We start from the raw sequence: 25,634 nt of genomic DNA, 5'->3' as shown, positions 1-25,634 counted from the left end.
GACTCCCATGGTGCGTGGGAGCCGGGGCCGCTTCGTGTGTGTCTACTTCTTGTTCTTCTTCGCGGCCTTCGCCGCCTTCTTGAGTTCTTCCTTACGGTTGTCCTTGACGGACTTCATGAGCCTTTCGTAAGCGGCCTTGATGGCCTTCACCTCCTCGGCGTACACCTCGAGCGACTGCAATCCGAGGGCACGCTCACGCTGGTAGAGAAGGCCGTAACCGAAGGTGTCCTCCCCCCGACGGCGGGCGGCCTGCGCCATGTGCACGAGCTTGTCCCGGGAGGTCACGGCGTCCTGGAAGTCGCCGAGGCTGGACTGCATGGCCTTGCAGGCGTTATAGAGCCGCTTCGTCTTCAGTGACGTGGCCGCCCCCACCGCTTCGGCGGCGTAGCGCAGCTTCTTGGCGGACTTGCGCATGTCATGGAAGTTCTCCTCCCGCTCATGGAGAGACAGCTCCAGGTTGTCCCAGTTGTCCACGGCCTTCTTGTGCCGCTTCATCAGCTTCCGGTACGCCTCCTCGAGGTGTTCCGAGAGGATCTGCTCGACTTCCTCGGGGGTCTGGGCGTAGCCGACCTGAGCCTCCGCCGGCAGATCCGTATCCACGGGACCGCCTTCGGCCACCATCTCTGTCTCTTCCTCGGAGGTGTCCTCCTCGGGATCGACGCCATCGGTGGAGACCTCCATCGTCGGCTGCCCCGCTCCGCCTTCAGCTCCCATCTCCAGATCGGCGGCGACCTCTTCCTCGGTGGCGGGATCCGTCACCTCTTCCTGCGGTTGCGGCAGGTAGGCGTGGGCGCCGGCGACCGGGGGGTCAGCCAGCAGGGCGTCGACGGCGTCGAGAAGATCGAGATAACGGTCGGAGTTGAGGGTGGCGATCACCCTCCGGTGGGCGCGCCGGTATTCCTCCCCCATGTCCATCCGCAGGTGCTCGCGGGTCGTGTCGTCGAGGACGTCGGAATCCTCGGAGTCGAGCAGGCGGAGGAACCTCTCCTCGACCACCTCTGCATCTCGGGCGTGGCCGAGCATGCCGGCGAGCAATTTGAGTTCGGACTCGATGTACTCCAGTTCCTCACCTCCGAGGATGCCGTTGAAGGTCTCCATATGGCTGCGCAGCTCACGGGTGGCCACCCGCATCTGGTGGACCGAGTCCCATTCGTCACGACGGACCTTCGGATCGTAGGCATGGAGCTTGTCGCGGTTGAGCTTGAGCGCCGCGATCACTGCAGCGGCCGGAGATTCGGGATCCACATCCGCCGTGATGAGGAAGGGGGGCTGCGGGGCGGAGGAGCCGGAGTCACCCAGGGCCATCGCGAGCTTGGAGGGGGAGGAGGAAACGCGCGCTCCGGCACTGAGGAAGACCTGGGAGGCCGAGAGCAGCAGCGGGTTGCCGATGGCAGTGGCGGGGGAGTCCCCGCTCAGTTCGATCTCCCACTCCCGCCAGGAGCTGTGCGCACCGCCCGGCAGGAGAGACCAGGCGGACACGTGGTCGTCGCAGAACTCGGCGACCGGTGTGCCGTCCCCGGCAGCCAGCGTGGACTCGACCCGCTCGTTGTCCACCTGAGCAATGGGATTGAGCTCCTCCCGCCTGACCAGCACCCGGACCTGCGCCACAATGTCCTCGGGAACCTCGAAACGCCCGTTGACCATCTCTCCCAGGGGGGCATGAACCTCCAGTCTTCCGCCGATACCCGGCAGCTTGAGGTGCCAGCCGTCATCGTCGCCACCTTCGCGGCGGCGCAGGGTGATCTTCGACCGGGTCAGCCGCAGATCGGCCGTGTCGTAGTACACCGCGGTGAGGCGGTGCGTCTTGGTCGAGGCGATGGAGTCGACGCCCTCCAACCGGGTGAGGTCCGGGACAACTGCGGTGCGGGGTACCGCGAATTTCGCCTCTACTTCGAGAAAGGTACTGGTGGACATGGCGGATTCCTCCTGGGGCTGGGGTTCAAAACGGGGAGGTGTGATGTGTTGATTCCAATCTACCGCTGTCAAGCGCCGCCCACGGCAGTCCTCTCCGGTCCCAGGTGAGAGCGCTCGGCAGCGTGGATGCCGTCGGTCGCGCCGGGAGCGTGGAAGCGGTGACCCATGGTCAGGGAGGTACTTCCGGGGAAGTTCCGGGCGAAGGCGTCCTCCGCAAGGGCGCTGCGTCGGGCAAGGACCGGCAGGGCGCTGGCCACTTCTTCCGTACTGACCGTGGTGGAAGTGGTGGCTTCCGTGAGCAGATCACCGATCCGGTAGGCGTAGGTCTGCAGGAAGGAGCGGCGATAGGCGGCGGTCTCGCCACGGAGGGCAGCGTCGGCAGCACCGGGAGAGTGACGCATGTAGTAGTCGCGCTGGCGATTGAGGCTGGTGAAAAGCTCGGCCGTGTACCGGACATCGTCGGGGTGTCCGACGAGCGAGGAGATATCGACGTTTCCGAGGAGGACCGCGCGGCAGGAGTTGGACACGGCAATGTTGCTCAGGAGAAGGTGCTGGAAACGCACCCAGGGCGCGCTGAGATGGAGTCGGGCGGTGACCATGTCGTCAGGGATATCCGGATCGAGGCTGTCGATGCGGTAGCGCTGCCGGAGCTGCTGAGCCTTGGCGACCAGGCTCTCCGCCTCGTGCGCGAAGGTGGTGGATTCCGCCTTCTTCAGCAGACCACTGATTCGCTTGCGTGCCCTCACCTGCTCGGTGCTGAGTGCCTGCGAACCTTCCGCATTCTGCAGGGCGGCGAGGTCGATGAGGTCCGCCGTTCCGCCCAGTGGTGGGAGGTCGCTGCTCAGAGAATCCCAGAGCGATTCCAGCTCGGGGAGAGGTGTGCTGCGAGACGTGCGTGGTGCCGGTGGCCGTGACTGCCTCGTCCAGATGGCGGACACCCGGTCGGGGGCGACCATGGTCGCCGTGCGCAGGGCAAAACGCAGATGGGGGTCCACCGTGTGGCCGAGAACGTGGCGGATGTCGTCCGGCGTCCAGCCCTCGCGTGCCAGATGAACGAGCCGGTCGATGACGAGCGTCTGCAGGGCGGTGCGGTAGGCGTCGGTGGAGGAGGGGGCGGAGGAGGGGGCGTCGTCGAAGCTGAGCGGCGGAAGGTGAGCGGACATGGATTACTCCTTGGCGAATGGGTGTTCTATTGCGTGTTCGACTGCAGTAGATCATCCGCCCCTGACATAGCCACCCCCGAGAGGGTGAGCACAGCGGCAGGAGCTGGGAAAACGGGTCTATTTGGCCACCCCCGGGACGGGCGTGGGGAGGGGGCCTGGGACGGTCATGTCGGCGGCGCAATTAGAGTTGGGGGCATGAATCGTCAACAGGAATTCGTGCTGCGCGCAGTGGAGGAACGGGACATCCGCTTCATCCGCCTGTGGTTCACGGACATTCTCGGGTACCTGAAGTCCGTCATGATGAGTCCGTCAGAACTGGAAGGTGCGTTCGAGGAGGGGGTCGGCTTCGACGGCTCCTCCATCGAGGGTTTCTCCCGCATCTCGGAGTCCGACACCATCGCCCTGCCGGACCCCTCCACGTTCCAGGTCCTGCCTTTCGACGCGGACAGTCCGGAGCTGCAGACGGCACGGATGTTCTGCGACATCACCATGCCGGACGGGCAGCCCTCCTGGTCGGATCCGCGGCAGATCCTGCGCCGCCAGGTCGAGCTGGCGGCCGACGAGGGCTTCACCTGCATGATCTCCCCGGAAGTTGAGTTCTACCTGTTCAGTGAGGGCGGGGGAGCAGGAGAGATCATCCCGACCGACAACGGCGGTTACTTCGACCAGGCCACGCACAACATGGCGCCACGCTTTCGTCGAGAAGCAATGACGGCGTTGGACGCGATGGGTATCGCCACCGAGTTCTCGCACCACGAGACCGCACCCGGGCAGCAGGAGATCGATCTGCGGCACGCGGACGCGTTGACCATGGCGGATAACGTCATGACGTTCCGCTACCTGATCAAGCAGGTGGCGGCGTCGAATGGCGTGCGGGCGACGTTCATGCCGAAGCCGTTCACGGAGTACGCGGGTTCCGCGATGCACTCGCACATCTCCCTGTTCGAGGGGGACACCAACGCCTTCCACGACCCCGACGACGAATTCTCGTTGTCGCAGACCGCGAAACATTTCATCGCCGGCATTCTGCGGCACGCCCCCGAGATCTCCGCGGTGACCAACCAGTGGCCGAACTCCTACAAGCGCATCGTGTTCGGCAATGAGGCCCCGACCTCGGCGACGTGGGGTGTATCCAACCGCTCGGCGCTGGTCCGGGTGCCTACCTATCGGCTGGCGAAGGCGGACTCCCGCCGCGTGGAGGTCCGGTCCCTGGACTCCGCCTGCAACCCCTACCTGGCGTACTCGGTTCTCCTCGGGGCCGGTCTCAAGGGCATCCGGGAGGAGTACGAACTGGAGGACCCGGCGGAGGATGACATCTCGGCGCTCACCCGACGCGAGCGGCTGGCGATGGGTTACCAGGATCTGCCCTCCTCCCTCGACCAGGCGCTGCGGGTGCTGGAGAAGTCGGATTTCGTCGCCGACATCCTCGGCGAGCAGGTCTACGAGTATTTCCTGCGTTCGAAATGGAATGAGTGGCACAACTACCAGGAGCAGATCACGCCCTGGGAACTGCGGAACACGCTGGATTACTAGCCACCTGAGGAGCATCGCACCATGACCCGAAGCATCGTCCCGTCCCCGGCAGTTCTCCGCCTCGGGGGTGCCCGCGCCGCCGCGGACCTGGCGTGGCTGGGCTGGGACAACCCCGACTCTGTCGAGCTGCTGTGGGCCCTGTCGGGTGCGGGGGACCCGGATCTGGCGCTCAACACCCTCATCAGGGTCATGACGGCACTCGGGGAGGAGCGCGCCGACCTCGACCGCGAGCTCCGACAGGACCCGGCGCTGCGCGTGCGGCTGTTCGCGCTGCTTGGAGGGTCGACCGCCCTCGGTGACCATCTGGCGGCGAACCCCGCCCTATGGCGGGAATTGAGTGGTGAACCGCCCGGCCCGGCGGAGCTGCTGCGGTCCATGCTCGGGTGCATCGATGCCGTTCCTGCGGAGAGCAGCGCTACCGACGACGACGCGGAAGACACCGCCACCGCGGATTTGTCGACACCCGGTACCTACCGCGCCCGCGTCACCGGTCCGGAGGCCGTGACGGCCCTCAAACTCACCTACCGCACCCTCATCATGCGGATCGCCGCCCACGATCTTGCGGGGACTTTCGAGGCGCGCCGGGGTGAGGTGCCGGAGCAGCCCGCCCTGCCTTTCACTACGGTCACACTGCTGCTCACAGCACTGGCGGACGCCGCGCTCACCGCCGCTCTGGCGCTTGCGGTGGCGGGGGTGTACGGCGCGGACGGGGAGGTGGACACTCGCCTGGCCGTGCTGGCGATGGGCAAGTGCGGGGCGGGCGAGCTCAACTACATCTCGGATGTCGACGTCATCTTCGTCGCGGAGCCGGTCACCCCGAAGGCCACGCGCCTGGCGGGGGAATTCATGCGGATCGGATCGACGGCGTTCTTCGAGGTCGACGCGAACCTGCGGCCGGAGGGCCGTTCGGGGGCGCTCGTGCGCACCCTGGAGAGCCATGTCGCCTACTACCGGCGATGGGCGGAGACGTGGGAGTTCCAGGCCCTGCTCAAGGCGCGCCCCATGACCGGCGATCTCGCGCTCGGGCACGCGTATGTCGAGGCCCTCGCCCCGCTGGTGTGGACCGCCTCCCAACGTGATTCCTTTGTCGACGACGTACAGGCGATGCGCCGCCGCGTGCTGGAGAACGTCCCGGAGGCGCTGCGTCACCGCGAGCTCAAACTGGGCACGGGTGGCCTGCGCGATGTGGAGTTCGCCATCCAGCTCCTGCAGCTGGTGCACGGTCGCTCCGACGAGTCGCTGCGGGTGCTGGCCACCGTCGACGCCCTGGAAGCGCTGGTCAGCGGCGGTTACGTGGGGCGTGAAGACGGGCATCAGCTCATCGAGGCCTATGAGTTTCTCCGCCTCCTCGAGCACCGACTGCAACTGCACCGGCTGCGGCGCACCCATACCCTGCCCGCTGACGACGATGAGCGGCACCTCTCCTGGCTGGCCACCACCTCGGGGTTCAGTGCCTCCGGGAAGAAGACGGCCGTCGACGAGCTGCAGAAGCAGCTGCGGGTCATCCGCCTGCTCATCTCCGACCTGCACCAGCGGCTCTTCTACCGCCCGCTGCTGCACACCGTGGTCAACCTGTCGGTGGACGAGATCACACTCTCCCCGGAGGCTGCGAAGCTGCAGCTGGCGGCGCTCGGCTACCGACATCCGGCGCGGGCTTTCGAGCACCTCACTGCCTTGGCCGCCGGTGGCTCCCGCAAGGCGAAGCTGCAGGCCATGCTCCTTCCGACGCTGATGACGTGGCTGTCGGAAACGGCCGATCCCGATGCCGGCCTGCTCAACTACCGGAAGCTTTCCGACGCCGCCTACAACCGGGTGTGGTTCCTCCGCATGCTGCGCGATGAAGGCGTCGTGGGGCAGCGGCTCATGCGCATTCTGGGCACCTCGCCCTATACCTCCGACCTCATCATCTCCTCGCCGGACTTCGTCAAGCAGCTCGGCGACGGGGCGGCTGGCCCGAAGGTGATGGATCCGGCGCCTGACCAGGTGTGCAAGGCGCTTGTCGCCTCCTCGAAACGCCACAAGGACCCGGATCGTGCGGTGTCCGTCGCCCGCTCCCTGCGGCGGGTGGAACTGGCGCGCATCGCCTCCGCGGATCTGCTCGACTTCATGCCCGTTGACCAGGTGTGCATGGAGCTCTCCCTCGTGTGGGTCGCCGTGCTGCAGGCCAGCCTCCTCGCGGAGATCCGCTGGAGCCTCGAACAGCAGGGCCTGGAGGAGCCGCCCGCCCGCATCGCGATCATCGGCATGGGCCGCCTCGGTGGGGCCGAGCTCGGCTACGGCTCCGACGCCGATGTCATGTTCGTGTGCGAGCCCGTGGAGGGAGTCGAGGACACCGACGCGGTGAAATGGGCGATCGGCATCTGCGACGGCATGCGCTCCCGCCTGGCGAAACCCTCCGGCGACCCGCCACTGGAGGTGGACCTGGGGCTGCGCCCGGAGGGGCGCTCCGGGGCGGCGGTGCGCACCATCGATTCCTATGAGCGCTACTACCGGCAGTGGGGTGAGGTGTGGGAGATCCAGGCCCTGCTCCGCGCAACGGTCGTCGCGGGCGACGAGGACCTGGGCACCCGGTTCCTCGAGATGATCGACCGATTCCGCTACCCGGAGCAGGGGGCGTCGGCCAGCGACATCCGGGAGATCCGCCGCATGAAGGCGCGTATCGACGACGAACGTCTCCCGCGCGGCGCCGACCGCACGACCCACACGAAACTGGGGCGCGGTGCGCTGACGGACATCGAGTGGACGGCGCAGCTGCTCACGATGATGCACGCCCACGAGCACCCGGGACTGCACAACACCTCGACCCTCGAGGTGCTCGACGTCGTGGCGGAGGAGGAGATCATTCCTCCGGAGCAGGTCGCCATCCTGCGGGAGGCGTGGCTGTGCGCCACCAACGCCCGCAACGCCCTGGTTCTGGTGAAGGGCCGACGCACCGATCAGCTGCCGGGCCCGGGCCCTGCGTTGGCACAGGTGGCGGGTGCCGCCGGCTGGGATCCCGAGGACTATCAGGGGTTCCTCGAGCATTACCTGCGGCTGACCCGGAAGGCCCGCCAGGTGGTCGACGAGGTGTTCTGGGGGGAGACGGCACTGGAACCCTGAGGCGGGGTGAGGCACCTCCCCTAAGGGTGGTGACACGCCCGGGAACAGCACCTACGCTGGGGCGTGTTCAGATAAACCGCATCGAATTCATGAGGAGCCACCATGGCCGTGTCCCTGTCCATCGATCTCACTGACGCCACCTTCGCCGATCTGCGCGCCCTCGTCGACGCCGCCCGCACCGCCGGGGTCGAGGATTCTGTCCGGGTTGAGCTGGAGGACACCACTCTCATCGTCACCTCGGAGGGCACCGCGGACCGCGTAGTCGATGCGTCCGGGCCCGAGCGCCCCCGCACGGAGCATTCGCCCCGTGGCCCCTTCAGCTCCGGGAACTGGGGTGGGCAGGGTGGCCAGATCGGCGACGCGGCGATCCGCAGTGTCATCGACATCCTCACCGGACGCCAGGAGCCGCCGCGCCGGGCCGAATGATTGTTTCCCGGCGGAATGCTTCCCCATTAGCATTGGAGATATGTTCATCAATTCAGTGCGTGTGGAGCCCATCCGCGAGGACTCCTACATCCGCCAGCTCCCCGTGGTGCGCCACCTCGAGGAGTTCGAGGCACTGAAATTCACCTCGCCGGTGACGTGTTTCGTCGGCGACAACGGCTCCGGGAAGTCCACCCTCGTCGAGGCCATAGCCATCGCCGCCGGATTCGACGCGGCAGGCGGGCCACTGCGGGACCGGGAGTTCCGGGGCGTCATCCACCCGACGCATTCCCCGCTGTCCCGCTGGATTCACCTGCGCGGCGGGGACATCCCGCTGCGCGGCTACTTTCTCCGCGCCGAGACCCACTACGACACAGTCACCATCCATGACCGGCAGGCCGAGGCCGGCGAGCTGAGGCACGAGATGTCGCACGGCGAATCCGTGATGTCGGTGCTCGGGGACCATGTCGAGGGGGCGGGTCTCTACATTTTCGACGAGCCCGAGTCCGGGCTGTCGGTCGTCCGGCAGATGGCGCTCGTCGCGGAGATCCATCAGGCGGTGAAGCGGGGAGCGCAGTTCATCATTGCCACGCATTCCCCGATCATCCTGGCGATCCCGGACGCCGCCATCGTCGACATTACCGACCACGGTCTCGAGGAGACGGTCTACGAGGAGGCGGAGGCGGTCATCGCCACCCGTGAGTTCCTCGAGGATCCGCAGGGCACGATCCGCTACATCCTGGGCTGACGATTCAGGGCGTGACCTCGACGGGCGGGATAAACCAGGTCGCCATGATGAAGGCGGCCAGGCATGCGATGATGATCATCCCCCAACGGCGCGGGGACGGCTGCGGGGGAGTGGGCTCGCCCATGCCTGCGACGATGCCGGGGTCGGTGGAGCCGAGCAGGCCCTCAAAGTACGAGTGCTGCCGCACGGCCTCCGCGTAGCGGGCGGCGTTGTCCCGGTCGACCTTTTCCTTCCAGAACCACCAGGCACCCGGGAGCCCGAAGCCCACGGCGAAGAAGAATCCGACGATCGGGTCCCGCCACGTGCCCATGGTGAGGGAAACGAGGAAGAAGAGGACACCGCAGCCGACGCTGATGGTGGCCAGCACGGATCGCAGGCGCTGGGCCGGGCGGGGGGAGGGCTGCATGGAGGCTCACTGTCGTCGATAAGCAGGGGAGATGTCCCTGCCAGCATACCCCCCGAGGATCAGCCCTCCGAGCTCTCCACGATGCGGACGGTGCGCGTGCGGCGCTTGCGGCGACGGGCGACGACCGTGCGGAAGGTGATGAGACCCAGCCAACCGAAGGCCCACACGAGGGTGACCGCCCACCAGGAGGCGCGGAAGTCGGCCCACGTGTAGGCCTCCCCCTGGGAGAAGTGGTCGAGGAGCAGGCCGACGGCCTGGGCGGCGAACATGCCGGCGAAGAAGCCGCCCATGTTGGACATGCCGGTGGCGGTGGCGACGATGCGGCGGTCGAGGTCCTCGCGGATGTCGTCGAAACCGTAGTTGGAGGTCGGGGTGAACAGGGCCATGACGATGTTGACCAGGATGATCGCGGTCACGCCCCGCGGCTCCTCCGGCAGGAAGAAGATGATCCACGAGAAGCCGATGCACCCGGCGAAGACGATCGCGGCGACGACGCGGTTGTGGCCGAGGCGGGCGGAGATCGGGCCGAGGATGGGGCCGGCGCACATCGAGGCAAGGACGTTGATGGTCAGGACCATGCCGACGGTCGTGGCCGACAGGCCCATGCCGAGGGTCATGAGCGGCACGCCCCACAGCAGGGTGAACACGATCTGCGGCATCATCGAGGCGTAGTGGTTGAAGAAGCCCTGCCAGCACAGGGGTTCCCGGAACACGGTGAGCAGCAGCCGCCCGATGGGCATCTTGTCGGGCGGGGCCTGCGCCGCGCGGACGTGGTCGGGGTCGCGGGCCACCTTCGAGGCGGCCCACGTCTCCGGGGAATCGGCGACGGCGACACCGGCGGCGATGGCGATGAGCAGGCCGGTGGCTCCCAGGCTGAGGAACGCCGTGGTCCAGCCGGGACCGTGCAGCAGTGCGAGGAAGGGGACGGCGGAGAGGAACTGACCCATCTGCCCCAGCGCGGCGGTCATCTGGGTGAACAGCGGCGTCTTCTTCAGCGGGAACCAGTACGGCAGGATGCGCATGACCGACAGGAAGGCCGTGGCATCGCCGGCGCCGATGAGGACGCGGGCGCCGATGGCCACCCAGTAGGAACTGGTGAAGCCGAGCAGCACCTGCCCGGCCGCCATGATGATGGCTCCGACGACGAGGAGCCTGCGCGGCCCGAACCTGTCGATGAGCATGCCCACCGGGATCTGCGCGAAGGCGTACACACCGATCTGGACGGCGGTGAACACCGCGATGCGGGAGGCGTCGACACCGAAACGGTCGATCGCGTCGACGGAGGCGACACCGAAGGAGGTGCGCCCCGTGATGGCGACGACGTAGACCATCACGGCGGTTACCCAGACGATGAGTGCTTTACGGGTCACCTGCTCGCGAGGGTGGGGGGTCAGTATCGATTGCGTCACGCATCACACCATATACCCTCCGGTCAGACCACAGGAGTGGGTGGGATGACGGGCACACCCGCAGCGGGGACACGTAAGGTGTTCACCGTGGATTACATTTCGACGCGCGACTCCTCCCGTACTCCCGCCCGCTTCACCGACATCCTGCTCGGTGGGCTGGCTCCGGACGGCGGCCTCTACCTGCCCGCCGAGTACCCGCAGCTCAGCGACGAGCAGCTGAGCGCCTGGCGGGTCCTGCTCGCCGACAAGGGCTACGCCGCGGTGGCAGCGGAGGTGCTCAAGCTCTTCGTCGACGACATTCCGGCGGAGGACCTCGAGGCCATCGCCGCCCGCGCCTACACCTTCCCGAAGTTCGCCGACGAGGACATCGTCCCCGTCACCGAGCTGGAGGACGGCCTCTACATCGGCCATCTCTCCGAGGGCCCGACCGCGGCCTTCAAGGACATGGCGATGCAGCTGCTCGGCGAGCTCTTCGAGTACGAGCTCGCCCGCCGCGGCGAGACCCTCAACATCCTCGGGGCCACCTCCGGGGACACGGGTTCCTCCGCGGAGTACGCCATGCGGGGCCGCGCGAGCATCCGCGTTTTCATGCTCACCCCGGCGGGGCGCATGACGCCGTTCCAGCAGGCGCAGATGTTCGGCCTGCAGGACCCCAACATCTTCAACATCGCGCTCGACGGTGTCTTCGACGACTGCCAGGACGTGGTCAAGGCCGTCTCCGCGGACGCCGCCTACAAGGCCGAGAACCGCATCGGCGCGGTCAACTCCATCAACTGGGCGCGCCTCATGGCGCAGGTCGTCTACTACATCACCTCGTGGATCCGGGTGACGGACTCCAACGACCAGAAGGTGTCCTTCTCGGTGCCCACCGGCAACTTCGGTGACATCTGCGCCGGGCACATCGCCCGTCAGATGGGCCTGCCGATCGACCGCCTCATCGTGGCCACCAACGAGAATGACGTCCTCGACGAATTCTTCCGCACCGGCAACTACCGCCCGCGCCCCGCGGCGGAGACGATGGCGACGTCCTCGCCGTCGATGGATATCTCCCGAGCCTCCAACTTCGAGCGTTTCATCTTCGATCTGCTGGGCCGCGACGCCGCGCGCACCGCGCAGCACTTCGGCGTCGACGTCCGCGGCGAGGGCTTCTCCCTGGCCGCGGACCCGGCCTTCGAGTCCGCAGCTGCGGACTTCGGTTTCCTCTCCGGACGTTCCACGCACCAGGATCGCCTGGACACCATCCGGGATGTGTGGGAGCGCCTGCACATCATGCTCGATCCGCACACCGCGGACGGCGTCAAGGTCGCCCGCGAGTGGCGCGCGCAGGTGGACACCCCGATCGTCTGCCTGGAGACGGCCCTGCCGGTGAAGTTCGCCGAGACCATCGAGGAGGCCACGGGCACCTCGCCGGAGACCCCGGAGCGTTTCGCCGGCATTCTCGACGCCGAGCGCCACGTCACCGACCTCCCCAACGACGCGGAGACGGTCAAGCAGTTCATCACCGATTCCATCCGCACCACGGCGGTGTAGACGCCATGGCCATGGAGTTCAAGATGAGCCAGGAGTACTTCGAGGATTTCGATCCGGAGAAGTTCGCCGAGATGATCAAGGCGCGGGCGGCGGCGGAGCAGGCCGAGGACGACGGCGTCGATAAGCAGTGAGAATCCCCGCCTGGCTGGGACTGGCGGCGGTGAGCACCACGGCGGTGGCCGGGACCATCGCCTGGTCGGTTACTGAGCAGCGCCAGCATCCGACGCCGATCGCGGAGATCATCGCCGCCGCCCCGGCCCAGGTGGAGGCCGAGTACCGGCAGCCCGCGGCCAGCCCCTGGGCGCCGGGCACCTCGGTGATGATCACCCGAACGCTGCCCGTGCCGGGCGAGACGATCCAGGTGGGGCAGTGCACGGTCGCCTACAGTTTCACGGCCGGGGAGCGGGCCTTCGCCGTCACGGCCTCCCACTGCGGTGTCCCCGGCAATCACGTGTGGCCCACGGCGGACGGGGAAATGGCGGACTTCTCCGCACCGGTGGGGCAGTTCCTCTACTCGGACCTCTATGACGAGCAGTCGAGTCGGCTGGATGTCGGCCTCATCGAGATCACCAACCCCTGGTACGCCATGAGCGCGCCGGAGCAGACGGGCCCCACGGTCGTGGCCGATCTCATCGGGGAGCTGCCGGAGACGATCTGCAAGTACGGCATGACCACGGGGGAGACCTGTGGCCCGCCGATCAGTCAGACCGGCGTGGAGATCCTCGCCGACCATGACGGGCAGGAGCTGCGCGCGGTGGCCGCCACCGCCGCCGTCTGCGCCCGCGCGGGGGATTCCGGCGGCCCGGTGTACGCGGATCTCGATGGCCGCCGCGTCATCGTCGGCCTCGTCTCCGGCACCCGCGACGCCGCCCGGGAACTGAGCTGCGAGGATCCCGCCGCCGGCCCGATGACCATGTCCTACACGTCCATGCCCGCGATCCAGACCGTCCTGGACCGGGTGATACCGGAGGCTGACTACCAGTGACCCTCGCATTCAAGACCGCCGTCCTCGACCTCGAGACCACCGGCTTCGGTTCCTCCGACCGGGTCATCGAGGTCGGCGTCGTGCTTCTCGACGAACACCTCGCCGTCGAGGACACCTGGCAGACCCTCGTGCAGCCGGACCGGGACATCGCCAACTCCCACGTCCACGGCATCACCGCCACCGACCTCGTCGGCGCGCCGCGTTTCGGGGGCATCGCCGCCGAGCTGGCGGAGCTTCTCGACGACCGCGTCCTCGTCGCCCACAACGCCTCCTTCGACACCCGCTTCCTCGCCGCCGAGTTCGCCCGCCTCGACATCGACCTGCCCGCGGCCGCCGGGTGGTCCCTGTGCACCCGGGTCCTGTCGCGCACACTTCTGCCGGGCGCCCCGGAGAAGCTCGCGGACTGCCTCCGCACCGTCGGGCTGCACAACGAGCTGCCCCACGCCGCGGTGGCCGATGCCGCCGCCACTGCCGACCTCTTCCGCTGCCTGGTCACTGAGCACGGCGCCCGCGGCGAACAGGTCCACCCACTGCCTTGGCCGCGCCCCGACCTGCCGGCGCAAACCCTCCGCGTGCGCGGGCGCAGCGAGACGGGCCACTGGTTCGAACGCCTCACCGCGAACGTGCCCGCCACCGGCGTCGCCGAAGTCGACAGCTACCGCCGCCTGCTGCGGGGGGCGCTGCTCGACCACCATCTCTCGCTCACCGAGATCGAACAGCTCGTCGCCGAGGCCGAGACACTGGGCCTGCACCGTACGGAGGTCCTTGACATCCACCTCGACTACGTCCGCCAGATGGCCGTGGAGGCCTGGTCGGACGGGGTGGTCACCGCCGAGGAACGCCGGCATCTGCACGACGTCGCCGTGCAGCTGGCCGTCGATCCCGGCTCCGTCGACGAGCTGCTCGCCGAACCGGTCCACGGGGAGGCGGAGGACCAGGGCCTGCGCCCCGGCGACCGCGTCACCTTCACCGGAGCCCTGGCCCTGGGGCGCGACACCTGGGAGGAACGCGCCCGCCGGGCGGGGCTCGACGTCGGCGGCATCACGCGCGGCAGCGCCGTGCTCGTGGCCGCCAACCCGGACTCCATGAGCGGCAAGGCCCGCCGGGCCCGCGACTACCACGTGCCCATCGTCGACGAGACCACCTTCGCCCGCATGCTCCACGGCCTGAGCCCGGTGGAGGAGACCGCCGAGCCCGCACCCCGTGATTTCGACGCCGTCTTCCCGTGGCTGAGCTCCCTCGGCGTGCAGCCCTCCGGCCCGGACGACATCGCCCAGGCCTGGATGCAGCGCCACCGCACCGTCCCGCTCCATGAGCTCTCCCCGCGCCTCGACCCGGCGGAGGTCCCGGATTCCCTGCCCCGCACCGGGGCGATCGTCTCCCGCTGGCTCAACCTCTACCCGCGCCCGCTCGACGCCTCCGCCACCCAACTGGCGGACGTCCCCGGCTTCGGCCGGCTGCGTGTCCACCGCACCATCGTCGCGGCCGTGCACTCGGCTCTCGACGCCCCGGCGGGTGACTACCTGACGGTCGCCACGGAGGACATCTACCTTGACGACGAGGCCGACGCCCCGCCGCGCGAGCTCCCCACCCTCGCGGAATGGCTGGCCCTGACCGGCACCGCGCCCGCCTTCGATGAGGAGTTGCCCGCCCCCGTGCGCCGCGCGCTGGACGCCCTGGCATCCGACGCCTACTGGCGCGACCCCGCCGGGGAGGCCATCCGCCGCGTGCGCGGCGAGCTCGTTCGCCGCATCGGCACCGACGTCCGTGACAGCGACATCTTCGCCGAGCGCATCATGGGTACCCGCACCCTGGAGGAGCTCGGCGCCAACCACGGCGTCACCCGCGAGCGCATCCGCCAGTTGGAGACCCAGCTCAAGCGCCGCCTCGTCGAGCCGGACGACACCCTCCACCTCGTGCTCGACGCCCTGCCGCGCCGCTACGGCGCGCTGGCGCCGGTCTCCGCTCTCCACCGCGACCTGCCCGCCCTCGGAGAGGAAGGTCCGACCCCCGGGCACACCATGCTCGAGGTCCTGGCCTGGCTGGCGGACTCCTGGGAGCTGCGCGGCGAGTGGTTCCAGCGCAGCGGGTTCGACGAGGACCTCACCCGCGCGCTCGAGGATTTCGCCGACGACTTCGGGGTCGTGTCGCTGGCGGCGGTGGCGGACAACCTGGGCGTCGATAAGCACCTGCTCACCGAGCGGCTGGCCGGGGACGTCCTCGTCCACGGCGAGCACGTGCTCACCAGCAACCGCTCGGCGCAGGACCGGGCCGCCGCCCTCCTGGCCATCGAGGGGGAGCCGCTGGCCGGACCGCAACTGGTGGACCTGCTCGGCGACCTCAACCCGCGCTCCCTCTACAACGCCATGGGCGCCGATCCGCGCATCGTCCGCGTGGGCCGCGACCGCTGGGCCCTGGCCGACTGGGGCATGGAGGAGTACTCCACGCTCGCGGAGTGGATCGGCCAGCGCGTCGAGACAGGCCCGGTGCCCCTGCTGCGCCTGCTCGAGGAGGCCGACTCTCTCGGCGTGGCCGAGAGCTCCATCCGGCTGTACGCGTCCTCGGCGGACTTCCAGACCGTCGACGGGCTGGTCAGCCGCGCCACGGAGGTCCAGGAGATCGAGGCCGACCCCGATGAGACCCCGGGTCTCTACCGCATCGGCGGCGATCTGTACCTGCTCACCACCGTCACCTCCGATCATCTCCGCGGCTCCGGTTCCGGCGTGCCCCGCGGGGTGGCGGTCGCCCTGGACATCCCCGTCCTGGACAAGAAGTCCCTGGCCAGCGACCTGGGGGAGCAGTCCGTGAGCAACGGGCGCAGTGGGGCCACGGTCGGCACCATCCGCCGCTTCCTCGAGGCCGCCGGCATCGGCGAGGGCGAGCGCATCTGGCTGCAGTTCAGTGCCGACGGGCGTTTCGACGTCCAGCGCGCCACCCCCCGCCGCGACGCCGCCGGCCTGGCGGAGGTGCTCAACGTCACGGGCCTGGACACCTGGATCAGCGCCGCGGATCCCGCCGCACTGGAGCGCCTCAACGAGGCCCTCGGTCTCGCCTCCGGCGCCCCGCGGCGGCGCACGGTGGCGCGTTTCCGGCACCGCCGCCAGGATGACATTGCCGACCTCATCACCACCCTCTGAGAAAGGAGCACCCGCGTGCCCACCCCCGAATTCATCCTCCGCCTGCGCGAGAAGATCGGCACCGAGGAACTGTGGCTGCCGGCCGTCACCGCGGTGGTCCTCCGCGATGTCCCCCCGGGCGCCCCGCTGTGGGAGGTGCCGTCCGTGCTCCTCGTGCGCCGCTCCGACAACGGCGAATGGACCCCCGTGTGCGGCATCTGCGAACCGGGGGAGGATCCGCAGGTCACCGCCGTGCGGGAGGTCAAGGAAGAGACGCTCCTCGACGCCCGCGTCGAGGCCCTCCTCGGCGTCGGCGCCATCGGGCCGGTGGAACACGTCAACGGTGACATCACCAGTTACATGGACACCACCCTGCGGCTGAGCGTCGTCGGCTCCGACGAGCCCGCGGTGGGCGACGAGGAATCCACCGACGTCGGGTGGTTCTCCGTCGCGCAGCTCCCGCCGATCTACCCGCGCTTCCGCATGGTCATCGCCGACGCCGTGGCACAGATGAAGCACCCGGCCGGGTTCCGCCCGCGGATGGGGTACCGGAAGCGCTCGTGATTGCGGGCAGTTAGATCTTCTTCACGATGGAGCTCTTCAGCTTCAACTGCCCGAAGCCCTCGACGCGGGCGTCGATGTCATGGCCGTCGCTGGCGTCGACCAGCCGGATGTTGCGCACGGTGGTGCCGGCCTTGATCGGCTGGTTCGCACCCTTGACCTTGAGGGTCTTGATCACGGTGACGGTGTCGCCGTCGGCCAGGATGTTGCCCACGGAGTCCTTGATCACCGGCCCTGTGTCTGTGTCGGCGGCGGCTGCGGCGTTGGGGTCCCACTCATGGCCGCACTCGGGGCACACGAGCAGGGGATCCATCTCATAGGTGTACTCGCTGCCGCACTCGGGGCAGGGCGGGAAAGTTGTGTCGCTCATGTCGGTCATTATCGCACTGCTCGGCGCGGCTGCCCACCCCCGTGACGTGCCGGGTGTCGGACGGCAGGGTATTATTGAGAACAGTTTTCAGTAGTTTTTCAATAAGGATTTCAGGAGGCCCCGCATGCGGGCTCGTTTCGCCCTCGGCTTCGCCGCCGCCACCGCACTCGCCCTGTCCGCCTGCTCCGACACCGGAACGGACAGTGACGCCGCCGACGGCACGTCCATCGTCGTCACCACCACCCCGCTCGGCTCGGTCACCGGCCAGATCGCGGAGTGCGCCGGCGGCTCCGCCACCACCCTCATGCCCGTCAACGCCGACCCGCACGACTTCGCCGCCTCCTCCGCCCAGGTGGCGGACATGGTGAAGGCGGACCTGGTCATCGCCAACGGGCTCGGGCTCGAAGGGGGTCTCGACGCCTCGCTCAAGCAGGTCGCCGCCGACGGCACGGAGGTGCTGCACGTCGCCGAGCACATCGACCCGCTGCCGTGGGGGGATCACGAGCACGAGCACGACGAACACGGCCACGAGGGGCACGCGCACGGCGACCTCGACCCGCACTTCTGGCTCGACGTCTCCCGGATGGCCGCCGCCGCGGAACTCATCGGCGAGCGCGTCGGGGACGAGCGCTGGGCGGAGTGCGGCTCGCAGGTCGCGAACGAGCTGCGCGCCCTCGACGAGGAGATCCGCACCACGCTGTCGGTCATTCCGGAGGAACGTCGGACCATCGTCACCGATCACGAGGCCTTCGGCTACTTCAACCGCGCCTATGACTTCCACTCCGCAGGCGTGGTCATCCCGGGTGGCTCCACCGAGGCGCAGCCCTCCTCCCAGGACCTGGCCGCGCTGGCCGGGGTCATGCGCGCGGAGAACGTGCCGGTGATCTTCACCAACGCCGCCGTCAAGCAGACGCTGGTCGACGCGCTCGCCGCCGAGGTGGGGGAGGACGTGAAGGTGGTGTCCCTCTACGAGGGTTCCGTCGGTCCGCAGGACTCCCCGGCCGCCGACTACCAGGGGATGATGCGGGAGAACGCCCGCCTCATCGTCGAGGCCCTCGGCTGAGTAGAGTTGCCCCGTGACTGACTGGCTTCTCGATCCCTTCTTGCTGGGCTTCCAGCAACGGGCGCTCATCGGCGGGCTCATCGCCGCGGTGATGAGCGCCACCGTCGGCGTATGGCTCGTCCTCCGCGGCATGAGCTTTTTCGGTGACGCCTTCGTGCACGGAGTGCTGCCGGGCATCGCCGCCGCCGTCGTCTTCGATTTCAATCCCATTCTCGGTGCAGCCGTCGCGGCGGCGGTCATGGTCGGCGCGGTGGAGGTGATCCACCGGCACACGCACCTCAAGGAGGACACCGCCATCGGGCTACTCTTCGTGGGCATGATGGCGCTCGGCGTGGTGATCATCTCCCGCTCGGATTCCTATTCCGGCTCGCTGACCAGCATCCTCTTCGGCGATGCCCTGGGGGTGTCCTGGGAGGCGATCCGCCAGCAGGCGGTGCTGGCGGTCATCGTCATCGCGGGATCCCTGCTGCTCTACCGCCCGCTCATGGCCCTGTCCTTTTCGCCGGTGAAGGCGGAGAGCCTGGGCATGCGTCCGAAGCTCACGCACGCGCTGCTGCTGGTGCTCATCGCCACCAGCGTCATCGGCAGTTTCCAGGCGGTGGGCACCATGCTCGTGTTCAGCCTGCTCGTGGCGCCCCCGGCGACTGCGGCGCTGCTCTCGCGGTCCATCCCCACGATGATCGCCGTGTCCGCGCTCATCGGCGCCGCCTCCGTGGTCATCGGCCTCATCCTCTCCTTCCACCTGGGCACCGCGGCCGCCGCGACGATGGCGCTGGTCCCCATCGCGGCCTTCCTGCTCATCATGGAGGCCCAGTATCTCCGGCGACGTTTCGGCAGGAGGGCGGCATGAGCACGGATCTCGCCGTCGGCCGCGGCCTCCAGCTCGGCTACGAACGCATCGTGGCGGTCCAGCCCTCCGACGTCACCATCCCGCTGGGGAAGCTGACCGCGATCATCGGCCCCAACGGGTCGGGCAAATCGACGCTGCTCCACGCGATCGGCGGCCTCATCACCCCGCAGGCCGGGCAGCTGGAGGTGGCGTACCCGCGCCACCGCATCTCCTATGTCATGCAGTCGGTCGCCTTCCCGGAGGGTGTCCCTTTGTCGGTGCGTGAGGTGGTCCGCATGGGTCGCTACCCGTCGGCGGGCTGGTTCGGGCGGTTCCGGGGCGTCGATAAGCAGCGGGTGCAGGAGGTCATGGACCGACTCAACGTCCATGACCTGGAGAAACGCCACCTCGAGGAGCTCTCCGGCGGGCAGCGGCAGCGCGTGTACGTGGCGCAGGGCATGGCGCAGGACCATGACGTGCTGCTTCTCGACGAGCCCCTCACCGGCCTCGACATCGTCTCCGCGCGCATCATCGACGACATCATCCACGATGAGACACACCGCGGGCGCACCGTCGTGCTCACCACCCACGACCTGGCCGAGGCCCGCGCGGCGGACCACGTGGTCCTCATGTCGGGGCGGGTGGTCGCTTCCGGGCCGCCCGCGCAGGTTCTCACCGAGGGGAATCTGCGGGAGGCCTACAACCTGGGCGAGCTGCACGAGAACGACGGGCTGTTCATCGACAGCCCGCACGAGGAGTGTTAGCTACATCTTGACGTAGCGGGCGCGGGCGATGGAGTAGAGGCCGTAGAGTGCCAGCCCGGCGCCGATGATGATGAGTAGCACCGAGCCGAAGGGCTGTTCGCCGAGGGTGCGCAGGGCGGCGTCGAGGCCCGCGGCCTGCGAGGGGTCGGACTTCCAGCCGGCGACGATGATGAGCAGCCCCAGGATGGCGAAGGCGATGCCGCGGGCGATGTAACCGGCCATTCCCGCGCCGACGATGGCGGTACCGACATTCCCGGCCCCGGCGCCGGCCTCGAGGTCGTCCTTGAAGCCCTTGGTCGCGCCGTTGTAGATGCTGAACAGGCCGACGCCGAGCACCACGAGCCCGCCGATGATGACCAGCGCCGCTCCCCACGGCTGCTCGAGGACGCGCGCGGTGACGTCGGTGGCGGTGTCGCCGTCCGAGGTCTGCCCGCCGCGGGCGAAGGTGGCGGTGGTCAGCGCCAGGGAGGTGAAGACGAGGAAGAGCGCCCCGCCCTTGGCCTTGTCCTTGAGCTCCTCGCCGACGAACAGCTGGGTGAGTCGCCACACGGCCAGGGCGGCGAGAGCGGCGACCGCGACCCACAGCAGGATCTTCCCGCCGGGGGCCTCGGCGATGGTGCCCAGGGCCCCGGAATTGGAGGCCTCGCCGCCGCCGGAACCGGTGGCGATGCGGAGGGCGATCCAGCCGATGAGGATGTGGAGCACGCCCATGACGATGAAGCCGCCGCGGGCCATCATCGTCACGGCGGGGTGTTCGTTGGCCTTGCTGGCGGTGTTCTTCGCGCTGCGGGTATCCATAAGTCTATTCAACCCTGTCCCGGTGATCTCAGCCACAGCGACTTGTGCAGACGTCACCAATTCGTTAACGTTGACACGTCACCAACGAAAGGGAAAGTTCATGAAGATCGCAGTATTCCTCGGATCCGTCCGCCAGGGCCGCTACGCCCGCACCATCGGCGAGTGGGCCCTCGAGCAGCTCGAGGCCCGCAACGACGGCCACACCTACGAGATCGTCGACCTCCTCGAGCAGGACATCGACCCGCTCACCGCCGAGGTCCTCCCGGGCATGGCCCAGGGCGTCTACGAGGATCCGAAGACGACTGCCTGGTCCCAGCTCATCGCCGGCTTCGACGGCTACCTCTTCGTCACCGCCGAGCACAACGCCTCCGTCCCGGCCATGATGAAGAACGCCTACGACCAGCTCCACATCGAGTGGAAGAACAAGCCGGTCGGCTACCTCGCCTACGGCGGTGGCGGCGGTGGCGGCGCCGTCAAGCACTGGCGCGACATCACCGAGCGCGTCGGCATGATCAACCTCGCCGCCGACGCCCAGTTCGCCTTCGGCGAATTCTTCCCCGACTACGTCTTCACCCCGGGTGAGCGCGGCGCCGACATGCTCCACGCCGTCGCCGACGAGCTTGTCGACGCCCTCGAGCGCACCGCCGTCGCCGTCGACGCCTAAAAGCTAATCCCGGTCACGGGCCTCGACGACAGCGAGGGGGATCACGTCGTCGGGGCCTTTGACGATGGCGAGGCACGTGTAGTCATGCCTGACCGGGGTGCCCCATCCGTTGGGGAAGTCGACCGTCCCCTCGCTCGTCAGAATCTCACGGTCCGTCTTGCCCGGGGTGAACTCCATGTCATGGGGGAAGGACACGCCGCCCGGGTACTTCGCGTACTCCGTGATCGATTCCTGACACGCCTCGGTCGCCGCGGCCACAATCCTTCCCTCCCTGTGCTGCGCCCAGGCGACCATGGCACCCAGACAAATCGCTGCAAAAAGCAGCACGGCGAGTGCCCAGATCCAGCCCTTGCTGGCCAGGGTCGGACGGGGACGGGGGAGGGGAGCAGACATGGAGTCTTCCTTTCAGGAACGGGTACTGAAAGGAAAGCTATCGGCAGGGGCTGACATGTCCTGGTTCTTCATCGAACACGGGAGCTGGAAAAAACTGTGACCTGCACCGAAGATATCGGTGCAGGTCACAAAACTTCGGAACGTACTAGCAGTCGTAGTACATCTCGAACTCGAGCGGGGTCGGGCGCAGACGGGCCGGCGCGATCTCGTTGTCGTACTTGAGCTTGATGTAGGTGTCGATGAGGTCCTCGGTGAACACGTCGCCCTCGGTGAGGAAGTCCATGTCCTCCTGCAGGGCCTCGAGGGAGGCCTCGAGGGAGGTGGGGGCCTGCGGGATGGAGGCGGCCTCCTCCGGCGGGAGCTCGTAGAGGTCCTTGTCCACCGGAGCGTGCGGCTCGATGCGGTTCTTCACGCCGTCGAGGCCGGCGAGCATCATCGCGGCGAAGCCGAGGTAGGGGTTGCCGGACGGGTCCGGGGCGCGGAACTCGATGCGCTTGGCCTTGGGGTTGGAGCCGGTGATCGGGATGCGCACGGCGGCGGAGCGGTTGCGCTGGGAGTACACGAGGTTGATCGGGGCCTCGAAGCCCGGGACCAGGCGGTGGTAGGAGTTGAGCGTCGGGTTGGTGAAGGCCAGGACGGCGCCGGCGTGGTGGAGGATGCCACCGATGTAGTAGCGGGCGATGTCGGACAGGCCTGCGTAGCCGGACTCGTCGTGGAAGAGCGGCTCGCCGTCCTTCCACAGGGACTGGTGCGCGTGCATGCCGGAGCCGTTGTCGCCGGCCAGGGGCTTGGGCATGAAGGTGGCGGTCTTGCCGTTCTGGAAGGCGGTGTTCTTCACGATGTACTTGAAGGACTGCAGGTCATCGGCCGCGTGGAGGAGGGTGTTGAAGCGGTAGTTGATTTCCTGCTGGCCGCCGGTGCCCACCTCGTGGTGGAAGCGTTCGATGTGGTAGCCGGAGTTGGCCAGGTGGCGGACCATCTCGTCGCGGATGTCCACGGTCTGGTCGTAGGGCGGGACCGGGAAGTAGCCGCCCTTCACGCGGGTGGTGTAGCCGAGGTTGCGCTGGCCGTCGAGACGCTCGTCGCTGCCGCGGTTCCACCAGCCTTCATCGGAGTCGACCTCGTAGAAGCCGAGGTTGGTCCCGGTCTCGAAGCGGACGGAGTCGAAGAGGTAGAACTCGGCCTCGGCGCCGAAGAAGCAGGTGTCGGCGATGCCGGTGGAGGCCAGGTACTCCTCGGCCTTGCGGGCGACGTTGCGGGGGTCGCGGGAGAAGGGCTCGCGGGTGAAGGGGTCGTGGACGAAGAACTTGATGTTGAGCGTCTTGGCCTCGCGGAAGGGGTCGAGCTTCGCGGTGGCGAGGTCCGGGAGGAGGTTCATGTCGGATTCGTCGATGGTGGTGAAGCCGCGGATGGAGGAACCGTCGAAGGCCAGCCCCTCCTCGGCGGCTTCCTCGTCGAACATGGAGGCCGGGATGGTGAAGTGCTGCTCACTTCCCGGGACATCCGTGAAACGGACGTCGACGAACTCGACGTTCTCGTCCTTGATGAACTTGACGACATCTTCGATCGTGTTGAAGGCCACGATGACTCCTTGATTGTTGACGCTCTCGGTCGTTCGGTATCTCGGCCAGTCTACAGGTGGGGGTACCTGCGCTCGATTACCTGTCGACCATTCTAAACTATTATCTGTCGATCTATCAATAGTGGCGGCGCAGGAAACACATTTCCGCTGCCCCCGGGCCCCCGGCTAAGGTCAACAGTATGGCGAATCCCAAGCGCAGCTGGCTCGACGGCCCCCAGATCCCCGGAGAACACGACGATCCCTTCGCACCCGGACGTTACCCCGGCGAGAAACTCGGCCTCCCGGAAAAGGGCCCCGGCTCGCTCGCCTCCGTCGCCCGTCGCGCCGGGGGAGTGCTCATCGACTGGTTCCTCTGCCTCGGTCTGGCAATCGTCTTCACCAACTACTCCGACGCCCTGGGCTCCACCGGCACAGTGGTCTACATCTTCTGGGTCATCCTCGGCATCGTCTTCGGGTGGCTCTTCGCCCGCACCCCGGGCCACATGCTGCTCGGCATGGGCGTCGCGCGTGTCGACGTCGGGGGCGCCAAGGTCGGCCTCTGGCGCGCGGTGGTCCGTACGCTGCTCACCGGACTCATCCTCCCGGCCGCCATGGTCGATTCCGACGGCCGCGGTCTGCACGACCGCGCCACCGGCACCTCCGTCATCCGCGGCTAAACAGGCTAGAGCAGGAGGAACAACAGCACCTGCGCCGCGAGGATCTTCGCCACCATCGACACGGGGTACACCGAGGTGTAGCCCATCGCCGGGAGATCGTTCTTGGTCACGTCCGAGACATAGGACAGCACGGCCGGGTGGGTCTGCATGCCGGCCAGGATGCCGGCCGTCTCGCCGAAGGACAGCTTCATCACCTTGTGTCCGATGACGAGCACCAGCACGGAGATGAGCAGCGTGATCAGCGCGCCGACGCCGATGATGGTCAGGGACGTCGGATCGGAGAGCGCGGAGCGAAATCCGGCTCCCGCCGTCGTGCCGATCGCCGCGAGGAAGAGCGTGATACCCAGCTGGCGCAGCGCCAGGTTCGCACCATAGGGCACCTGCCACACGACGCGCCCGGAACGCCCGAGAGCACCGAGGATGAGCGCCACGACCAGCGGTCCGCCCGCGGTGCCCAGCTTGAGGGAGGCGCCACCCGGCAGGGGTACGGCGATCATGCCCACGGCCACGCCGATGACGAGGCCGATGACGAGGGGGAGAAGGTTGACGTCCGAGAGGCGTCGATAAGAATCGCCGAACAGGCGGGTGACCTTGCCCATGCGCTCGTACGCGGCGACGACCCGCACGCGGTCGCCGAGCTGCAGGATCGTCTCCGGGGTGGCCACCATGTCATGGTCGCCGCGCCGCACGCGGGTGATGAGCATCCCCGAGAGCTGCGGGCGCAACTTCTCCAGCGGGATGCCCACGAGATCATTGTTGGACACGAAGATGCGGCGGTAATCCAGGTCGTGGCCGTGGAAGGGGTCGCCGGGCAGGGCCTCGCCGATGAGCACGGCCGCGCGGTCGAGCTCCTCGGCGGTGCCCACGACGGAGAGCACGTCGCCCGGCTTCGCCCAGGCCCCGTTGCCGGGCAGGCGCTGCTCGCCGGCGCGCTCCAGGCGGGAGACGATGACCTCGAGGCCCAGGTCCTCCGGGAGATCGGCGATCGCCTGCAGGTCATCGCGCTGCACGAGGATGCGGCGGGTGTAGAGCTCGTGGACGGCCACCCCGTGGTCGATGGCCTCCTGCTGGTGGTCGATGCGGAAGACCTTGCCCAGCACGGCGATGGCGATGATGACCACGATGACGCCCAGCGGGTAGGCGAGGGAGTAGGCGACCAGGGGCAGGGCCTCCACGGCGCGGTACTCGGCGGTGTCCGTGATGAGCGCGGGCAGCGCATCCACGACGGCCGCCATGGCCGGGGTGTTGGTCAGCGCGCCGGTGAACATGCCGGCACCGGTGACCGGGTTGATACCCAGCAGCCGCACGAGCCCGTAGGCGGCGGCCGTGATGATGACGAACACGCCGATGGCGAGGGTGTTGTTCCGCAGCCCCTTGGAGCGGAAGGTGGCGAAGAAATCGTGCCCCGACTCCAGGCCGATCGTGTAGACGAACAGGGCGAGGCCGACGATGTAGATGAGCGGGGGAATATGGATCTCCGGCTCGATGGCCGCCATGAGGAGACCGACGAAGAGGACGGCAGCGACGCCGAGGCGGAAACCGAAGATTTCGAGGCGGCCGAGGAACAGACCCACCGCCATGATGACCAGGAGGGCGAGAAGGGGATTCTCCACGAAGATGCTCACTCA

Annotated in this window: 22 protein-coding genes; 13 read left to right on the top strand and 9 right to left on the bottom strand. The window is 68.0% G+C overall.

What is annotated here, in order from left to right; translation table 11 throughout:
- Positions 1-42: 42 nt before the first annotated feature.
- Both ACFPUZ_RS01965 and ACFPUZ_RS01960 read right to left on the bottom strand, forming a co-directional pair.
- Entirely contained in the window at positions 43-1,914 is a 1,872-nt protein-coding gene (locus tag ACFPUZ_RS01965) for a CYTH and CHAD domain-containing protein (protein WP_376999355.1), read from the bottom strand.
- A 68-nt stretch (positions 1,915-1,982) separates the two neighbouring features.
- On the bottom strand, positions 1,983-3,077 hold the full coding sequence (locus ACFPUZ_RS01960; protein WP_376999353.1) for a DUF2786 domain-containing protein: 1,095 nt from the start codon (positions 3,075-3,077) through the stop codon (positions 1,983-1,985).
- Positions 3,078-3,272: 195 nt separating this feature from the next.
- On the opposite strand from ACFPUZ_RS01960, the gene ACFPUZ_RS01955 reads away from it, so the two are divergent.
- The 4 genes from ACFPUZ_RS01955 (at position 3,273) to ACFPUZ_RS01940 (ending at position 8,880) form a co-directional block, all read left to right on the top strand.
- Positions 3,273-4,610, top strand: a complete 1,338-nt coding sequence (locus ACFPUZ_RS01955; protein WP_376999351.1) for a glutamine synthetase family protein — start codon at positions 3,273-3,275, stop codon at positions 4,608-4,610.
- Between the two features lie 21 nt (positions 4,611-4,631).
- On the top strand, positions 4,632-7,709 hold the full coding sequence (locus ACFPUZ_RS01950) for a bifunctional [glutamine synthetase] adenylyltransferase/[glutamine synthetase]-adenylyl-L-tyrosine phosphorylase (protein ID WP_376999349.1): 3,078 nt from the start codon (positions 4,632-4,634) through the stop codon (positions 7,707-7,709).
- Between the two features lie 102 nt (positions 7,710-7,811).
- Positions 7,812-8,135 (top strand): hypothetical protein, encoded by a 324-nt coding sequence (locus ACFPUZ_RS01945; RefSeq protein WP_376999347.1) that lies wholly within the window; start codon positions 7,812-7,814, stop codon positions 8,133-8,135.
- Between the two features lie 40 nt (positions 8,136-8,175).
- Positions 8,176-8,880 (top strand): AAA family ATPase, encoded by a 705-nt coding sequence (locus tag ACFPUZ_RS01940; RefSeq protein WP_376999345.1) that lies wholly within the window; start codon positions 8,176-8,178, stop codon positions 8,878-8,880.
- A 4-nt stretch (positions 8,881-8,884) separates the two neighbouring features.
- Here the strand turns inward: ACFPUZ_RS01940 and ACFPUZ_RS01935 are convergent, their stop codons facing one another.
- Together ACFPUZ_RS01935 and ACFPUZ_RS01930 are read right to left on the bottom strand one after the other, a co-directional pair.
- A complete protein-coding gene (locus tag ACFPUZ_RS01935; RefSeq protein WP_376999343.1) occupies positions 8,885-9,286 on the bottom strand; it encodes a hypothetical protein in 402 nt (133 codons plus the stop codon).
- Positions 9,287-9,345: 59 nt separating this feature from the next.
- Positions 9,346-10,656, bottom strand: coding sequence for an MFS transporter (locus ACFPUZ_RS01930; RefSeq protein WP_376999341.1), 1,311 nt, complete (start codon positions 10,654-10,656; stop codon positions 9,346-9,348).
- 126 nt (positions 10,657-10,782) lie between these two features.
- Here ACFPUZ_RS01930 and thrC point away from each other — a divergent pair, with 126 nt between their 5' ends.
- The 4 genes from thrC (at position 10,783) to ACFPUZ_RS01910 (ending at position 16,890) form a co-directional block, all read left to right on the top strand.
- Positions 10,783-12,225 (top strand): threonine synthase, encoded by a 1,443-nt coding sequence (thrC, locus tag ACFPUZ_RS01925; protein ID WP_376999339.1) that lies wholly within the window; start codon positions 10,783-10,785, stop codon positions 12,223-12,225.
- A gap of 127 nt (positions 12,226-12,352) precedes the next feature.
- Positions 12,353-13,210 carry a trypsin-like serine protease gene (locus ACFPUZ_RS01920; protein WP_376999337.1) on the top strand — a complete coding sequence of 286 codons (858 nt, stop codon included), beginning with the start codon at positions 12,353-12,355 and terminating at the stop codon, positions 13,208-13,210.
- Complete coding sequence (locus ACFPUZ_RS01915) at positions 13,207-16,347, top strand: exonuclease domain-containing protein (protein ID WP_376999335.1); 3,141 nt, start codon at positions 13,207-13,209, stop codon at positions 16,345-16,347. The genes ACFPUZ_RS01920 and ACFPUZ_RS01915 overlap by 4 nt, the downstream gene beginning before the upstream one ends.
- A 15-nt stretch (positions 16,348-16,362) precedes the next feature.
- Positions 16,363-16,890, top strand: coding sequence for an NUDIX hydrolase (locus ACFPUZ_RS01910; RefSeq protein ID WP_376999333.1), 528 nt, complete (start codon positions 16,363-16,365; stop codon positions 16,888-16,890).
- A 10-nt stretch (positions 16,891-16,900) separates the two neighbouring features.
- On the opposite strand, the gene ACFPUZ_RS01905 is transcribed toward ACFPUZ_RS01910, so the two are convergent.
- Positions 16,901-17,257, bottom strand: a complete 357-nt coding sequence (locus ACFPUZ_RS01905) for a zinc ribbon domain-containing protein YjdM (protein WP_376999331.1) — start codon at positions 17,255-17,257, stop codon at positions 16,901-16,903.
- 124 nt (positions 17,258-17,381) lie between these two features.
- On the opposite strand from ACFPUZ_RS01905, the gene ACFPUZ_RS01900 reads away from it, so the two are divergent.
- The 3 genes from ACFPUZ_RS01900 to ACFPUZ_RS01890 are packed head-to-tail and all read left to right on the top strand — an operon-like array spanning position 17,382 to position 19,913.
- The gene (locus tag ACFPUZ_RS01900) at positions 17,382-18,320 is read left to right on the top strand and encodes a metal ABC transporter solute-binding protein, Zn/Mn family (protein WP_376999329.1); all 939 of its coding nucleotides are present in this window, start codon (positions 17,382-17,384) and stop codon (positions 18,318-18,320) included.
- A 13-nt stretch (positions 18,321-18,333) separates the two neighbouring features.
- On the top strand, positions 18,334-19,170 hold the full coding sequence (locus ACFPUZ_RS01895) for an iron chelate uptake ABC transporter family permease subunit (RefSeq protein WP_376999327.1): 837 nt from the start codon (positions 18,334-18,336) through the stop codon (positions 19,168-19,170).
- On the top strand, positions 19,167-19,913 hold the full coding sequence (locus ACFPUZ_RS01890) for a metal ABC transporter ATP-binding protein (protein WP_376999325.1): 747 nt from the start codon (positions 19,167-19,169) through the stop codon (positions 19,911-19,913). Before ACFPUZ_RS01895 ends, ACFPUZ_RS01890 begins: the two co-directional genes overlap by 4 nt.
- Here ACFPUZ_RS01890 and ACFPUZ_RS01885 read toward each other — a convergent pair whose 3' ends face one another.
- A complete protein-coding gene (locus tag ACFPUZ_RS01885; protein ID WP_376999323.1) occupies positions 19,914-20,711 on the bottom strand; it encodes a DUF1206 domain-containing protein in 798 nt (265 codons plus the stop codon).
- Between the two features lie 100 nt (positions 20,712-20,811).
- On the opposite strand from ACFPUZ_RS01885, the gene ACFPUZ_RS01880 reads away from it, so the two are divergent.
- Positions 20,812-21,375: an NADPH-dependent FMN reductase gene (locus ACFPUZ_RS01880; RefSeq protein ID WP_376999321.1), complete on the top strand. Its 564-nt coding sequence runs from the start codon at positions 20,812-20,814 to the stop codon at positions 21,373-21,375.
- Positions 21,376-21,378: 3 nt separating this feature from the next.
- Here ACFPUZ_RS01880 and ACFPUZ_RS01875 read toward each other — a convergent pair whose 3' ends face one another.
- Together ACFPUZ_RS01875 and glnA are read right to left on the bottom strand one after the other, a co-directional pair.
- Positions 21,379-21,768 (bottom strand): hypothetical protein, encoded by a 390-nt coding sequence (locus tag ACFPUZ_RS01875; RefSeq protein WP_376999320.1) that lies wholly within the window; start codon positions 21,766-21,768, stop codon positions 21,379-21,381.
- A gap of 145 nt (positions 21,769-21,913) precedes the next feature.
- Positions 21,914-23,350 (bottom strand): type I glutamate--ammonia ligase, encoded by a 1,437-nt coding sequence (gene glnA / locus ACFPUZ_RS01870; RefSeq protein ID WP_376999319.1) that lies wholly within the window; start codon positions 23,348-23,350, stop codon positions 21,914-21,916.
- Positions 23,351-23,529: 179 nt separating this feature from the next.
- Between glnA and ACFPUZ_RS01865 the strand changes: the two genes are divergently transcribed.
- Positions 23,530-24,006 (top strand): RDD family protein, encoded by a 477-nt coding sequence (locus tag ACFPUZ_RS01865; RefSeq protein WP_376999318.1) that lies wholly within the window; start codon positions 23,530-23,532, stop codon positions 24,004-24,006.
- Positions 24,007-24,011: 5 nt separating this feature from the next.
- Here ACFPUZ_RS01865 and ACFPUZ_RS01860 read toward each other — a convergent pair whose 3' ends face one another.
- A complete protein-coding gene (locus ACFPUZ_RS01860) occupies positions 24,012-25,631 on the bottom strand; it encodes an aspartate:alanine exchanger family transporter (RefSeq protein ID WP_376999316.1) in 1,620 nt (539 codons plus the stop codon).
- Positions 25,632-25,634: the final 3 nt, after the last annotated feature.

The organism is Corynebacterium nasicanis, assembly GCF_042658165.1.
GTDB lineage: Bacteria > Actinomycetota > Actinomycetes > Mycobacteriales > Mycobacteriaceae > Corynebacterium > Corynebacterium nasicanis.
Note: the sequence above shows the minus strand (reverse complement) of the source record. Positions and strands in the feature narration are given on the sequence as shown.